The sequence below is a fragment of the Pseudomonas sp. EA_65y_Pfl1_P113 genome, assembly GCF_963970525.1.
GTDB classification, from domain to species: Bacteria; Pseudomonadota; Gammaproteobacteria; order Pseudomonadales; family Pseudomonadaceae; genus Aquipseudomonas; species Aquipseudomonas tritici.
Map to the genome: position 1 here is coordinate 129961 of NZ_CAXAQM010000015.1, position 13530 is coordinate 143490.

12 protein-coding genes are annotated in these 13530 nt (G+C 59.5%); 5 read left to right on the plus strand and 7 right to left on the minus strand.

Annotation, left to right across the window (positions count from 1 at the left end; translation table 11 throughout):
• The first annotated feature begins 72 nt into the window (after positions 1-72).
• Both AACY52_RS15910 and AACY52_RS15915 read left to right on the plus strand, forming a co-directional pair.
• Positions 73-999, plus strand: coding sequence for a LysR family transcriptional regulator (locus tag AACY52_RS15910; RefSeq protein ID WP_339415810.1), 927 nt, complete (start codon positions 73-75; stop codon positions 997-999).
• A 137-nt stretch (positions 1000-1136) separates the two neighbouring features.
• Positions 1137-1826 (plus strand): helix-turn-helix transcriptional regulator, encoded by a 690-nt coding sequence (locus AACY52_RS15915; RefSeq protein ID WP_339415811.1) that lies wholly within the window; start codon positions 1137-1139, stop codon positions 1824-1826.
• A gap of 139 nt (positions 1827-1965) precedes the next feature.
• On the opposite strand, the gene AACY52_RS15920 is transcribed toward AACY52_RS15915, so the two are convergent.
• On the minus strand, positions 1966-2919 hold the full coding sequence (locus AACY52_RS15920; RefSeq protein ID WP_065874248.1) for an adenosine deaminase: 954 nt from the start codon (positions 2917-2919) through the stop codon (positions 1966-1968).
• Between the two features lie 194 nt (positions 2920-3113).
• Here AACY52_RS15920 and AACY52_RS15925 point away from each other — a divergent pair, with 194 nt between their 5' ends.
• Positions 3114-4205 carry a calcium:proton antiporter gene (locus tag AACY52_RS15925; protein ID WP_339415812.1) on the plus strand — a complete coding sequence of 364 codons (1092 nt, stop codon included), beginning with the start codon at positions 3114-3116 and terminating at the stop codon, positions 4203-4205.
• Between the two features lie 47 nt (positions 4206-4252).
• Here the strand turns inward: AACY52_RS15925 and AACY52_RS15930 are convergent, their stop codons facing one another.
• From AACY52_RS15930 to AACY52_RS15955, 6 genes are all read right to left on the minus strand, one after another.
• The gene (locus AACY52_RS15930) at positions 4253-5611 is read right to left on the minus strand and encodes an 8-oxoguanine deaminase (protein WP_339438018.1); all 1359 of its coding nucleotides are present in this window, start codon (positions 5609-5611) and stop codon (positions 4253-4255) included.
• Positions 5612-5795: 184 nt separating this feature from the next.
• On the minus strand, positions 5796-6482 hold the full coding sequence (locus AACY52_RS15935) for an SDR family oxidoreductase (protein WP_339427212.1): 687 nt from the start codon (positions 6480-6482) through the stop codon (positions 5796-5798).
• A 34-nt stretch (positions 6483-6516) separates the two neighbouring features.
• The gene (locus tag AACY52_RS15940) at positions 6517-7098 is read right to left on the minus strand and encodes a YigZ family protein (protein WP_339415815.1); all 582 of its coding nucleotides are present in this window, start codon (positions 7096-7098) and stop codon (positions 6517-6519) included.
• A gap of 12 nt (positions 7099-7110) precedes the next feature.
• Positions 7111-7770 (minus strand): TetR/AcrR family transcriptional regulator, encoded by a 660-nt coding sequence (locus AACY52_RS15945; protein ID WP_339415816.1) that lies wholly within the window; start codon positions 7768-7770, stop codon positions 7111-7113.
• Between the two features lie 87 nt (positions 7771-7857).
• Entirely contained in the window at positions 7858-9252 is a 1395-nt protein-coding gene (locus tag AACY52_RS15950; RefSeq protein ID WP_339493281.1) for a nucleobase:cation symporter-2 family protein, read from the minus strand.
• 88 nt (positions 9253-9340) lie between these two features.
• Positions 9341-10261 carry a LysR family transcriptional regulator gene (locus tag AACY52_RS15955; protein ID WP_339415818.1) on the minus strand — a complete coding sequence of 307 codons (921 nt, stop codon included), beginning with the start codon at positions 10259-10261 and terminating at the stop codon, positions 9341-9343.
• 125 nt (positions 10262-10386) lie between these two features.
• Here AACY52_RS15955 and AACY52_RS15960 point away from each other — a divergent pair, with 125 nt between their 5' ends.
• Both AACY52_RS15960 and AACY52_RS15965 read left to right on the plus strand, forming a co-directional pair.
• Positions 10387-11736 carry an aspartate aminotransferase family protein gene (locus AACY52_RS15960; RefSeq protein WP_339415820.1) on the plus strand — a complete coding sequence of 450 codons (1350 nt, stop codon included), beginning with the start codon at positions 10387-10389 and terminating at the stop codon, positions 11734-11736.
• Between the two features lie 39 nt (positions 11737-11775).
• Positions 11776-13269 carry a CoA-acylating methylmalonate-semialdehyde dehydrogenase gene (locus AACY52_RS15965; protein WP_339435839.1) on the plus strand — a complete coding sequence of 498 codons (1494 nt, stop codon included), beginning with the start codon at positions 11776-11778 and terminating at the stop codon, positions 13267-13269.
• The last annotated feature ends 261 nt before the right edge of the window (positions 13270-13530 follow it).

Here is a 13530-nt window from a genome sequence, read left to right on the forward strand (position 1 = left end):
ATTTCCCCAGGAGATAAAAGCCGCTAAAACAAAGGTCTGTTTCAACCAAATTTTGATAATGAGCGGAAATGCATGCTGCGTTTTGATGATTTGCAGTTATTTGTGCGTGCGGCGGACTTGGGTAGCCTGTCCGCTGCAGCACGGGTGATGGACCTGTCGCCTGCGGTGGCCAGTGCCGCGCTCAAGCGCATCGAACAGCAACTGGGCACGCGTTTGCTGGCGCGCTCTACCCGCAGCCTGCGCCTGACGGCTGAAGGCGAGGGTTTCCTGGAATATGCTCGCGCCGCGTTGAGCTCGCTGGATGAAGGGCGACGCTTATTGGCCAGCGGCCAAGACCATGTCAGTGGCGTGCTGCAGCTGTCGGCGCCCTCCGATTTCGGGCGTAACCAATTGCTGCCGTGGTTGGATGAATTCCAGCATGAGCACCCGCAACTGAGCGTGCGCCTGTTGTTGGGTGACCGAATTGCCGACTTGTTCCGCCAACCGGTGGACATCGCCCTACGCTACGGTGAGCCCGAGGATTCCAGCCTTGTCGCGCTCCCCGTCGCGCCGGACAACGTTCGCGTGCTCTGCGCGTCCCCTCGCTATCTTGCGCGTTATGGTGAACCTCGGCATCTGGAGCAATTGGCCCAGCACAATTGCCTGCTGTACATGCTTGGCAGCCGGGTCCACGACCACTGGACCTTTCACGACGGTAAGCGCGACGTCAGCCTGACCGTCTCCGGCGACCGTTTCAGTGACGATGCCGACGTAGTCCGCCGCTGGGCGGTGGCGGGTGTGGGCATTGCCTACAAGTCCTGGCTGGACGTGAGTACTGACGTGCTGGACGGGCGCCTACGCTTGATCCTGCCTGAGCTGCGCGGTGAGCGTACGCCACTCAATCTGCTGTGCTCGCATCGCGCGCAGCTGAGCAAACCCATCAACTTGTTGCGGGAAATGCTCGTGTCCCGTTGTGCGATGTTGACTGCCCAATTGCCGGAGCCCTTGAGCGCGACGTAACGGCCTCCATCAAAGCAGGAAATTTCACTCAGATACTGTCCCTATCTACGCTGTCAGACGCCGTGGAACCGGCGATTTACGGCCCTATACTTTGGCGCCAACCTCAGTAGAAAAATAAATCGACAGGGAGTGAAAAGATGGAAGTAGCACCTTGCATCAGTCAGATCGCCAGCTTGCTCGCCGAGCCCAAACGCACCGCCATGCTGTGGGCCTTGATGGATGGCTCGGCCAAGTCGCCGGTTGAGTTGGCAACGCTCGCCGGGTTGTCTCCGACATCCGCCAACGCGCACTTGGCGCGAATGACCGCAGGTGGTTTGCTGCGGGTGGAGGCCCGGCGTGGAAAGCGTTTGTTTCGTGTAGCGGCACCTGATGTCAGCGCTGCCATCGATGCCTTGGCCAGAACCACCATGGCTTGTGTTGCACGCAGCGCGCCGGGCGTTTTGCCGCCGGCCCTGGTTGCCCCGCCACTGTTACGCCATGCCCGGTTGTGCCACGGCCACCTCGGTGGGGAGCTGGGGGCGCAGTTGTATCAACATTTGTTGGAGGCGGGGTGGATCGAGCGCCATGAGTTGCGTACCGACATTACGGTCAAAGGCGCGCAGCACTTGGCCGGCCTGGGTATTTTCATTCAGGCATTGGCATCGCCGCTGGTGTGTAGTTGTTTTGACTGGAGCCAGCAGCAACCGCATCTGGGCGGTGCGTTGGGGGCAGGGTTGTTGCAACTGTTTCTGCAGTCGAACTGGATCAGTGTGATCAACGAGTCGCAGGCCTTGCAGGTGCACGCTATCGGACAGCGGGAAATCGCCCGATTCACCCTGGCTGGGTGAGGTGTTGACGTGAGATCGATGAATTCAATGTGGGAGCCGGGCTTGCCCGCGGTAGCGGTGTGTCAGGCAATAAATGCCTGGCTGATACATCGCTATTGCAGGCAAGCCAGCTCCCACATTTTGGACTGCGTTTAGTCAGTTATGGCTTGACCAGTCTTGCATCCAGGCTGTTCTGCGCCAGGCGTTTGGCCTGGTCCTGGGTCATGCCCAGCGAGGTGTACAGCGCGTGGAAGTTCTCGGTGACATAGCCGCCGAAGTACGCCGGGTCATCCGAATTTACCGTCACCTTCACGCCACGCTCGAGCATGTCGAGGATGTTGTGTTGGGCCATGTCGTCGAACACGCACAGTTTGGTGTTGGACAATGGGCACACGGTCAGCGGGATCTGCTCGTCGATGATGCGCTGCATCAAGCGCTCGTCTTCGATAGCGCGCACGCCATGGTCGATACGCTCGATCTTCAACAGGTCGAGGGCTTCCCAGATGTATTCGGGCGGGCCTTCTTCGCCGGCGTGGGCCACGGTAAGGAAGCCTTCGTGGCGGGCGCGGTCGAACACGCGCTGGAACTTGCTCGGCGGGTGACCCATTTCCGAACTGTCCAGGCCCACGGCCACAAACGCGTCACGGAACGGCAAGGCCTGATCCAGGGTTTTCTCGGCTTCGGCTTCGCTCAAGTGGCGCAGGAAGCTGAGGATCAAACCGCTGGTAATACCCAGTTGTTGCTCGCCATCTTTAAGTGCAGCGGCGATGCCGTTGAGTACCACTTCGAACGGCACGCCACGGTCGGTGTGGGTCTGCGGGTCGAAGAAGGGTTCGGTGTGGATCACGTTCTGCGCTTTGCAGCGCAGCAGGTAGGCCCAGGTCAGGTCGTAGAAGTCCTGGGAAGTGCGCAGCACATCGGCGCCCTTGTAATACAGGTCGAGAAACTCTTGCAGGTTGTTGAACGCGTAGGCCTTGCGCAGGGTGTCGACGTCGTTCCACGGCAGCGCAATCTTGTTGCGCTCGGCCAGGGCGAACAGCAACTCAGGCTCCAGCGAGCCTTCCAGATGCAGGTGCAATTCAGCCTTGGGCAGGGCGTTGAGCCAATCGTACATTTTCTAAATTCTCATCAGGTGCAATGGCGGCATTCTACAGGCCATGGATGAAATAATCGGTAAAACCTGACCAGCAGGAGAGTTTTGGTTTTATTCATGCAATCACCCTCTCTACTAAGATGTAACGAAACGTTAGCTGCATCGCGCAGTCTGTACCCCATCAATGACAGATTTGCCGTACTAAAAGGCCCGAAATGCTCACCTCCCTCAAGCAAGAAAAATTCATGCTGCTGGCGCTGATTGCCGCCATCGCCGCCTACCCGCTGGAACACTGGATGCTGCACAGCGGGCAAATGGTGGCGCTGCTGGCCGGCGCTGCACTCATCGGCTTTATCGTAATGGCGTCGATGCGCGTGGCCCATCACGCCGAGCAACTCGCGGAAAAAGTCGGCGACCCCTACGGCACCATGATCCTCACCCTCGCTGCCGTGCTGGTGGAGGTGGTGATCCTGGCGATCATGATGAGCAACGAACCGTCCCCCACCCTGGTGCGCGACACCATTTACTCGGCGGTGATGCTCGACATCAACGGGATTCTCGGCCTGGCTGCGCTGATGGGCGGTATCAAGCACGGTGAACAGTCCTACAACGATGATTCGGCGCGCACTTACAGCGTGATGATCCTCACCGCCATGGGCGTGTCAATGGTGGTGCCGGAATTCATTCCCGAAGCCGACTGGAAAATTTACTCAGCCTTCACCATTGGCGCGATGGTGGTGTTGTACACCCTATTTCTGCGCATGCAGGTGGGGCCGCACAGTTATTTCTTTAGCTACAGCTACCCGGAAAAACGCCGCAAGAAGCAGCCGGAAGAACAGAAAGCGCCGTCGGTGAACCTGGCGTTTTCCATCGGCACGCTGGTGTTTGGGGTGGTGGTGATCGGCGCATTGGCCGAAGTGATGTCCAAGACCCTGGACCTTGGCCTGGAAGGCACAGGCGCGCCGCCGGTGATCACGGCGATTGTGGTCGCGGCCATTTCGGCAGCGCCGGAAATTTTGACAGCGTTGCGCGCTGCGTTGGCGAACCGCATGCAGTCGGTGGTGAATATTGCGTTGGGTGCTTCGTTGTCGACGGTGATCCTGACAGTGCCGGTGATGGAAGCCATGGCGCTCTATACCGGCCAGCCGTTCCAGATGGCGATGACGCCGGTGCAGACCGTGATGGTGTTGATCACGCTGATTGTCAGCGCTATCAACCTCAACGATGGCGAAACCAATGCCATCGAAGGGATGACGCATTTTGTGTTGTTTGCGACCTTCATCATGTTGTCGTTGTTGGGGGTGTAGCGCAACTCAAAGCAACGCCGCTCCCACATTTTTGCCCCGTGTCTGGCTTAGGTTCCGGCGATCAGTTGGCGTGCCGCCTGGGTGTGATCGGCGATCAAGCCTTTCACGTCCAGGCCTTCCACTTGGCCGTCAATCACACGCCACTTGCCGCCGATCATCACCCGGTCCGCACGATCAGCACCGCACAGCAGCAGTGCTGAAATCGGGTCATGGCTGCCCGAGAAACGCAGCTCATCCAGCTTGAACAGCGCCAGGTCTGCCTGCTTTCCTACCGCCAACTCGCCAATGTCCGTGCGCCCGAGCAATTGCGCCGAACCTTTGGTCGCCCAACCCAGCACGCCTTCAGGGGTGATCTTTTCGGCGCCGTAACGCAGACGCTGGATGTACAGCGCCTGGCGTGCTTCAAGGATCATGTTTGAGGCATCGTTGGAGGCGGAGCCATCCACGCCCAGGCCGATCGGCGCGCCCGCTGCCAACAGGTCCAGCGTCGGGCAGATGCCAGACGCCAGACGCATATTCGAGCTTGGGCAGTGAGAGATGCCAGTGCCGGCGGCACCCAGGCGCGCAATTTCATCCGGGTTGAAGTGAATGCCATGCGCCAGCCAGGTGCGCGGGCCGAGCCAGCCGACGCTGTCCAGATAATCCACGGTGCGCAAGCCGAAGCGTTGCAGGCAGAAGTCTTCTTCGTCGAGGGTTTCCGCCAAGTGGGTGTGCAGGCGAACGTCGAGGCTGGTGGCCAGTTCGGCGCTGGCTTGCATGATTTGCGGGGTGACGGAAAACGGCGAGCAGGGGGCCAGGGCAATCTGGATCTGTGCGCCGTCGCCGCGCTGGTGATATTCGCGGATCAAGCGCTGACTGTCTTCAAGGATGACTTGGCCCTGTTGCACGGTCTGCTGGGGAGGCAGGCCGCCATCGGCTTCGCCGAGGCTCATGGATCCGCGGGTGAGCATGGCGCGCATGCCCAATTCGCGCACGCTTTCAACTTGCACGTCGATCGCGTTTTCCAGGCCGTCAGGGAACAGGTAATGGTGGTCTGCCGCCGTGGTGCAGCCAGAAAGCAGCAACTCCGCGAGCGCCACCTTCGATGCCAGGGCGAGCTTTTCCGGGGTCAGCCGCGCCCAGACCGGGTAGAGGGTCTTCAACCAAGGGAACAGCGGCTGATTGACCACCGGCGCCCAGGCGCGGGTCAGGGTTTGGTAGAAGTGGTGATGGGTGTTGATCAGGCCGGGCAGGATCACATGTTCACGGGCATCGAAGACGTGCCCGCAAGGCACGGCAGGCTCTCTTCCCCAGCCCAGTACTTCAGTGATCACCCCGTCTTGCAGCACCAGGCCGCCACGGGCATCGAGGCCATTGGCAGTGAAAATCGCGAGGGGTTTTTTTAACCAGATACGGGTCGCAGGCATTGGCCGGCTCCTCTGAATGATGGGTTCAGGTTTGCCAGCTCAGTGTTGCCCTGTCTGCTGATCCAGGGTCGCCAGTGAAGGCGAGTGGCAGAGTTTACTTGTAGTCTATGTTCGGGTCTATCTGTAGGAGCGCGGTGCCCACGAGATCATCGCGGGCAAGCCCGCTCCCACAGTGGGTGGGTATTTACCAGGCGATGGTGTCGCCTTTGTAATCGATGAAGTGATGGCCGCCTTTACCGGTGTAGGCGTTCACTTGGTCCACCAGGCCGCGCACGCTGGTGTCGACATCGATGTGCGCATTTTCGCCGCCCATATCGGTCTTCACCCAGCCTGGATGCAGCGACAACACCGTCAGTTTAGGGTCACCCAGTTGGGTGACAAAGCTGTTGGTCATAGAGTTGAGCGCCGCCTTGCTGGCCTTATACAGCGCCAGGTCCGAACCGTCGGGGATGGTCACGCTGCCCAGTACCGAACTCATGAAGGCCATTACGCCGCTGTCCTTGCGGATCTGCCCGACAAAGCGCTGGGCCAGGTTAATTGGCGCCACGGCATTGGTGAAAAACAGTTGACCGACTTCGGCCAGGGTGGCGTGGCCGGGTTCTTGATTGGCGGGGCCCTTGACGCCGGCGTTGACGAACAGCAGGTCGAAGGTGTGCTCCTTGAGGCGCTGGCTGAGGGCGATCACGGCTTGTTGATCGTCCATGTCGAGTTTTTCGATCTGCGTTGGGCCGAGGGCTTTCAGCGCATCGGCGTTGCTCGGATCACGCACGGTGGCGATCACATCCCAGCCGTCCTGGATCAGTTGCTTGACCAGGCCAAGGCCCAGCCCGCGCGATGCGCCGATGATCAATGCGGTTTTTGGCGTAGGCATGAAAAGCTTCCTTTAGCGTTGCGGTTCAGGGCGTTCAGCGTTGTAGCAGGATACGCCCACGGCTGAGGTCGGCCAGTTGAATTTGCAGGGTGTCGATATGCGCTTCGCCCACAGCCAGCTGTAGTTCGACGCCGTTGGCGGTGAAGGTTTCTTCCACCACCAGCCCGCCCAGTTCAGCCACGCGCAGTTTCACCAGGTTGAGTTCGGCGAACCCGCAAGCGCAACTTAAGGGCACACGGCTGATCAATTCGATGCGTTCGGCATTCTGCAGGCATTTATTCGCGCCACCGCCGTACGCACGCGCGAGCCCGCCGGTGCCCAATTGGATGCCGCCGTACCAGCGAATCACCAGCACCGCGACCTGATCAAAACCCTGTGCCTCGATGGCCGCCAGGATCGGCCGCCCGGCTGTGCCGCCGGGTTCTCCGTCGTCATTGCTGCGGTACTGGTCGGCCAGTTTCCAGGCCCAGCAATTGTGCGTGGCGTTCAGGTCGCTGTGCTGTTCGAAAAACGCCTGGGCGTCTTGCGCGCTGGTAATCGGCGCGGCGAGGGTGATGAAGCGGCTTTTGCGTATTTCTTCGCGAAACTCGCAAAGGCCGGTGAGCGTAAAAGACATAAGTCGCTTCGTTTATTGGACGGGCTTGATGCCACAGCCCTTGAGAATGATGTGGATCAGGTTGGTGCCGGCGTCTTCCATGTCCTGCTTGGTCAGCTTGGCGCGACCGGTGACGCGGCATATCTGGGTGGCGAAATCGGCGTAGTGCTGGGTGCTGCCCCACAGCAGGAAGATCAGGTGCACGGGGTCGATGGGGTCCATCTTGCCGGCGTCGATCCAGGCTTGGAACACCGCCGCGCGGCCACTGAACCACGCGCGGTAGTCCTGGCTGAAATATTCGGTGAGGCATTCGCCACCGCTGATGATCTCCATGGCGAAGATCCGCGAGGCCTGGGGTTGGCGCCGCGAGAACTCCATCTTGGTGCGAATATAGCGGGCGAGGGCTACGGCCGGGTCATCCTCGGCGGTCAGCGAGTTGAAGGTGCTGTCCCACAATTCGAGGATGTTGCTGAGCACCGCGATGTACAGGCCCAGCTTGTTGGTGAAGTAGTAATGCAGGTTGGCCTTTGGCAGCCCGGCACTGGCAGCAATGGTGTTCATGCTGGTGCCTTTGTAGCCATGGCGCGCGAACTCATCTTCAGCAGCCTGGAGAATCGCTTGTTCGTTCTTTTGCCGAATGCGGCTGGCGGGTTTACCGGCTTGGTTGCTGTGGGCAGGAACTTCGAGGCTCATGGAGGTTTCCGTGCTGATCGATAGAGACGACGTGTGCACAGATAACCCACCCTCAAGCCCCAGACAAGTCCTGATGCAATAAAACCGTCAAAGTGGTTCCAGCGTGTCTCTTTCCGGTGTGTGGTTTACGGTGGCGCTGCTGACTTTGGCTTCCGGTAATAGTAGGCACAGCGCAATGGCAGTCAGGCCGCCGCTGGTGATAGCGGAGTCGAACAGGTTCTGCACCAGCGTTGGCATCAAGTGCAGCAGGTTCGGTTGGGCGGCGATACCCAGGCCGACACCAAACGAGGTGGCGATGATCAGCATGCTGCGTCGGTCCAGCGGTGCCTGAGCAAGGATACGCACACCGGCGGCGGCCACGCTGCCGAACATCACCAGGGTCGCGCCGCCCAAGACCGGCTTGGGGATTTGCTGCAGAACTGCGCCAATCAATGGAAACAACCCGAGGCAAAACAGCACCACGCCGATATACAAGCCGACGTATCGGCTGGCGACGCCGGTGAGTTGAATCACGCCGTTGTTCTGCGCGAATGTGGTATTGGGGAAGGCGCTGAAGGTGGCGGCGATCATGCAACTGACGCCATCGCCGAGTACGCCACCTTTGAGTCGGCTTATATAAGAAGGACCACTGATGGGCTGGCGGGCGATCATGCAGTTGGCGGTGAGGTCACCGACCGTTTCGATGCTGCTGATCAGATAAATCAGCGCGATCGGCAGGAAAGCGCTCCAGTCGAAGTTGAAACCAAAGCGAAACGGAATAGGCAGGCTGACCAGCGGCAGGTCGGGCAGGGCTTGAGGCACGAGTTTGCCGCTGAACCAGGCGGCCAGGCTACCCAGGGCCAGGCCGATGATGATTGCCGAGAGGCGCACCCAAGGTGTGTTGGAGCGGTTGAGCAGGATGATCGTCAGCACCACGAACACGCCCAGCGCCAGGTTGATAGGCGCGCCGAAGTCCGGCGCGTTGAAACCACCGCCAAGGTCGGTGATGCCGACCTTGATCAAACTGATGCCGATCAACGTGATGACAATTCCTGTCACCAACGGCGTGATGACTCGGCGCAGTTGGCCGATAAAGCGGCTCAGCACGATCTGCACCACGGCGCCGAAAAAGCACACGCCAAAGATCATCGCCATGATGTCTTCCGGGCTGCCGCCACGTTGCTTCACCAGAAAGCCCGCCGACAACACCGCGCCGAGAAACGCAAAGCTGGTGCCTTGCAGGCAGATCATCCCAGCGCCGATGCCAAATGGCCTACGTGCCTGGATGAAGGTGCCGACACCGGAGACCATCAAGGCCATGCTGATCAAGTAGGGCAAATGGGCGGTGAGGCCCAGGGTGGAGCCGATGATCAGTGGCGGGGTGATGATGCCGACAAAGGCGGCCAGCACATGTTGCAGTGCGGCGAGCAGGGCCGGAGCAGGTTTCGGGCGGTCATTGAGGCCATAGATGAGGTCGCTGGGGCTGGAGGGTTCTGGTGGCATGGCGGGTAAACTCGAGTCGGACAGTTCTAGGTCCTGGTGGGCTTGCAAAAAACTGTCCAAGTGCTCAGCTTTTTGCTCGAGGCCCGCGTTAGCGCGTTGCTGCCAGACTTTCCAGAAAGCTTTCCAGCACCAAATGGGGGCGACGGCCCTTGCGCGTGACCGATGCGAGGCTCAAATCGTAAAAACGTGTAGCCGGTTTCAGCGGGCGCAGTCGTCCTTGTTGTACCCACAGGCTGGCGTAGTGATCGGGCAGGTAGCCAATATAGTGTCCGGTAAGGATCAGGAACGCCATGCCTTCGCGGTCGGACGCGCTGGCGGTGCAGTTGAGTGCCTGGTAATGGGCCTGGATCTCGGCGGGCAGGCGGAACGTCGGTGCGATGGCGTCCTGGTCATCGATGCGAGCGTCGTCCAATTGCTTGTCGTCGGCATAGAACAACGGGTGGCCGACCGCGCAGTAGAGCAGCGAACGCTCGCTGTACAGCGGTTGATATTCCAATCCCGACAGGGCGCTTGCCTGCGGCACCACGCCAACATGCAGGCGACCGTCGAGCACGCCTTGTTCGACTTCGTTGGGGGCGATCATGCGGATCTGGATTTGCACATCCGGGCCGCGTTGCTTCAATTGTGCGAGCGCGTGGGTGATGCGCATGTGGGGCAGTGTGACGAGGTTGTCGGTGAGACCGATGATCAGCTCGCCGCGCAGATGCTGGTGCAGGCCGTTGACCTCGGTGCGAAAGCTTTCCAGGGCACTCAAGAGTTGCAGGGCCGACTGGTAGACCTCGCGGCCTTCTTCGGTCAGGGAGAAACCGGCGCGGCCGCGTTGGCACAGCCTTAACCCGAGGCGTTGCTCAAGATCGCTCATTTGCTGGCTGATGGCCGAACGGCCTATGCCCAGCACGGTTTCTGCCGCTGAAAAGCCGCCGCACTCCACCACACTTCGAAAAATGCGCAGCAGGCGGATATCGAAGTCGCTGACTTGGGCCAGGGGATCGGGTCGACGGCTGCTCATAGTTTAGTAAAGGCCTGACTGAAGGTTAGAAGAGTTGGATTTCACCGACTTTATCGCCATGGCAATTTAGCTGCAACCACGCGTTTCAATCCCGACGCTGCCTTCTGCCTTGCGAGGTTTTGCTGATGAACATGCCCGAAAACGCCCCATCGTCCTTGGCCAGCCAACTGAAGCTGGACGCGCACTGGATGCCCTACACCGCCAACCGTAACTTCCAGCGTGACCCGCGCCTGATCGTGGCCGCTGAAGGCAGCTGGTTGACGGATGACAAAGGCCGCAAGGTGTATGACTCGCTGTCGGGCCTATGGACCTGTGGCGCCGGGCATACGCGCAAGGAAATCCAGGACGCCGTGTCCAAGCAACTGGGGACTTTGGACTACTCGCCGGGCTTCCAGTACGGTCACCCGTTGTCGTTCCAACTGGCGGAAAAGATTACGGACTTGACCCCTGGTAACCTCAACCATGTGTTCTTCACCAACTCCGGCTCCGAGTGCGCCGACACTGCGGTGAAGATGGTGCGTGCGTACTGGCGCCTGAAAGGTCAGGCCACCAAGACCAAGATGATCGGTCGCGCCCGTGGTTATCACGGTGTGAACATCGCCGGCACCAGCCTGGGCGGCGTCAACGGTAACCGTAAGCTGTTTGGTCAGGGCTTGATGGACGTTGACCATCTGCCGCACACCTTGCTGGCAAGCAACGCCTTCTCCCGTGGCATGCCGGAGCAGGGCGGTATCGCGCTGGCCGACGAATTGCTCAAGTTGATTGAATTGCACGACGCGTCGAACATCGCCGCGGTATTTGTCGAGCCAATGGCCGGCTCTGCTGGCGTGCTCGTGCCGCCTCAGGGTTATCTCAAGCGTCTGCGTGAGATCTGCGATCAACACAACATCCTGTTGGTGTTCGACGAAGTGATCACCGGTTTCGGCCGCACCGGCTCGATGTTCGGTGCCGACAGCTTCGGCGTAACGCCGGACCTGATGTGCATCGCCAAGCAAGTCACCAACGGCGCGATCCCGATGGGCGCGGTGATTGCCAGCAGCGAGATCTATCAGACCTTCATGAACCAGGCGACGCCGGAGTACGCGGTGGAATTCCCCCACGGCTACACTTACTCGGCGCACCCTGTGGCGTGCGCAGCTGGCCTGGCGGCATTGGACCTGCTGCAGAGGGAAAACCTGGTGCAGAGCGTAGCCGAAGTCGCACCGCACTTTGAGAATGTGCTGCACGGTTTGAAGGGCAGCAAAAACGTGATCGATATTCGCAACTACGGCTTGGCCGGTGCGATCCAGATTGCCCCGCGTGACGGTGATGCCATCGTGCGTCCATTCGAGGCCGGCATGGCGTTGTGGAAGGCCGGTTTCTACGTGCGTTTTGGCGGTGACACCCTGCAGTTCGGGCCAACCTTCAATAGCAAGCCGCAGGACTTGGATCGCTTGTTTGATGCGGTCGGCGAAGTGCTGAACAAGATCGACTGATTTCTCCTTCTATATAGAACAATTTTTCAGGAGCCCTGCATGAGCCTTATCCAGCATTTGATCAACGGTGAGATGGTCAACGACAGCGGCCGGAGTGCCGACGTGTATAACCCGTCGACCGGCCAGGTGATCCACCAGGTGCCGTTGGCCAGCCGTGAAACCATTCAACAAGCGATCGATTCTGCGAAGGCTGCGTTCCCGGCCTGGCGTAATACCCCGCCGGCCAAGCGCGCCCAGGTGATGTTTCGTTTCAAGCAGTTGCTGGAGCAGAACGAAGCACGCATCTCGCAGTTAATCAGCGAAGAGCATGGCAAGACGCTGGAAGACGCGGCCGGTGAGTTGAAGCGCGGGATCGAAAACGTTGAGTACGCGTGCTCGGCACCGGAGATTCTGAAGGGCGAGTACAGTCGTAACGTAGGACCGAACATTGATGCCTGGTCGGACTTCCAGCCGCTTGGCGTGGTTGCTGGTATTACGCCCTTCAACTTCCCGGCGATGGTGCCGTTGTGGATGTACCCGTTGGCGATTGTCTGCGGTAACTGCTTCATCCTGAAACCATCGGAGCGTGATCCGAGCTCGACGCTGTTGATCGCGCAATTGCTGCAAGAGGCCGGTTTGCCTAAAGGCGTGCTGAGTGTGGTGCACGGGGACAAAGGTGCGGTGGACGCGCTGATTGAGGCGCCGGAAGTGAAAGCGCTGAGTTTCGTGGGCTCGACGCCGATTGCCGAGTACATTTATTCCGAAGCGACCAAGCGTGGCAAGCGCGTGCAGGCACTGGGTGGGGCGAAGAACCACGCGGTACTGATGCCGGACGCCGACCTGGATAACGCGGTGAGTGCCTTGATGGGCGCGGCGTATGGTTCCTGTGGTGAGCGTTGCATGGCGATTTCGGTGGCTGTGTGCGTGGGCGACCAAGTGGCGGATGCGTTGATTGCCAAGCTGGTGCCGCAGGTCAAGGCGCTGAAAATTGGCGCGGGCACTTCTTGCGGGCTGGATATGGGCCCGTTGGTGACTGGCCAAGCACGTGACAAAGTCAGTGGTTATATAGAAGACGGTGTGGCGGCCGGTGCTGAGCTGGTTGTCGATGGTCGCGGCTTGAGTGTTGCCGGGCACGAAGAAGGCTTCTTCCTGGGTGGTAGTTTGTTTGATCGTGTGACGTCTGAGATGCGTATCTATAAAGAAGAGATCTTCGGACCGGTGTTGTGCGTGGTGCGGGTAGATAGCCTGGAAACGGCGATGCAACTGATCAACGATCATGAATACGGTAACGGTACTTGTATCTTCACCCGCGACGGTGAGGCGGCCCGTTTGTTCTGCGATGAGATCGAAGTGGGCATGGTCGGCGTTAACGTTCCCCTGCCTGTGCCGGTGGCTTATCACAGCTTTGGTGGCTGGAAGCGATCGCTGTTCGGCGACTTGCATGCGTACGGTCCGGATGGGGTGCGCTTCTACACACGTCGCAAGGCGATTACACAGCGGTGGCCGCAACGGGCCAGCCATGAAGCGTCGCAGTTTGCCTTTCCTAGTCTTTAAGGCTCGGTAGGAAGAAAGCCGGCCCCTTGGGGCCGGCTTTTGCGTTTCTGAGGGCTTTTTGGCCTATATGACAGAAATGTGAAGAAAAGGGGTTGACGGCAGATTCTGGAAGTCTATAATTCGCCCCACTTCCGGCGCAGTCGAAACGGAAAACTCCTTGGTAAACAAAGAGTTATGCGAAATTCGACAGCGAGTTGCTTCAGTTGATCGAAGCCCAGAAGGAGTTGGTAGAGCGGTGTTGTTTGGCTCTATTAACGTTTC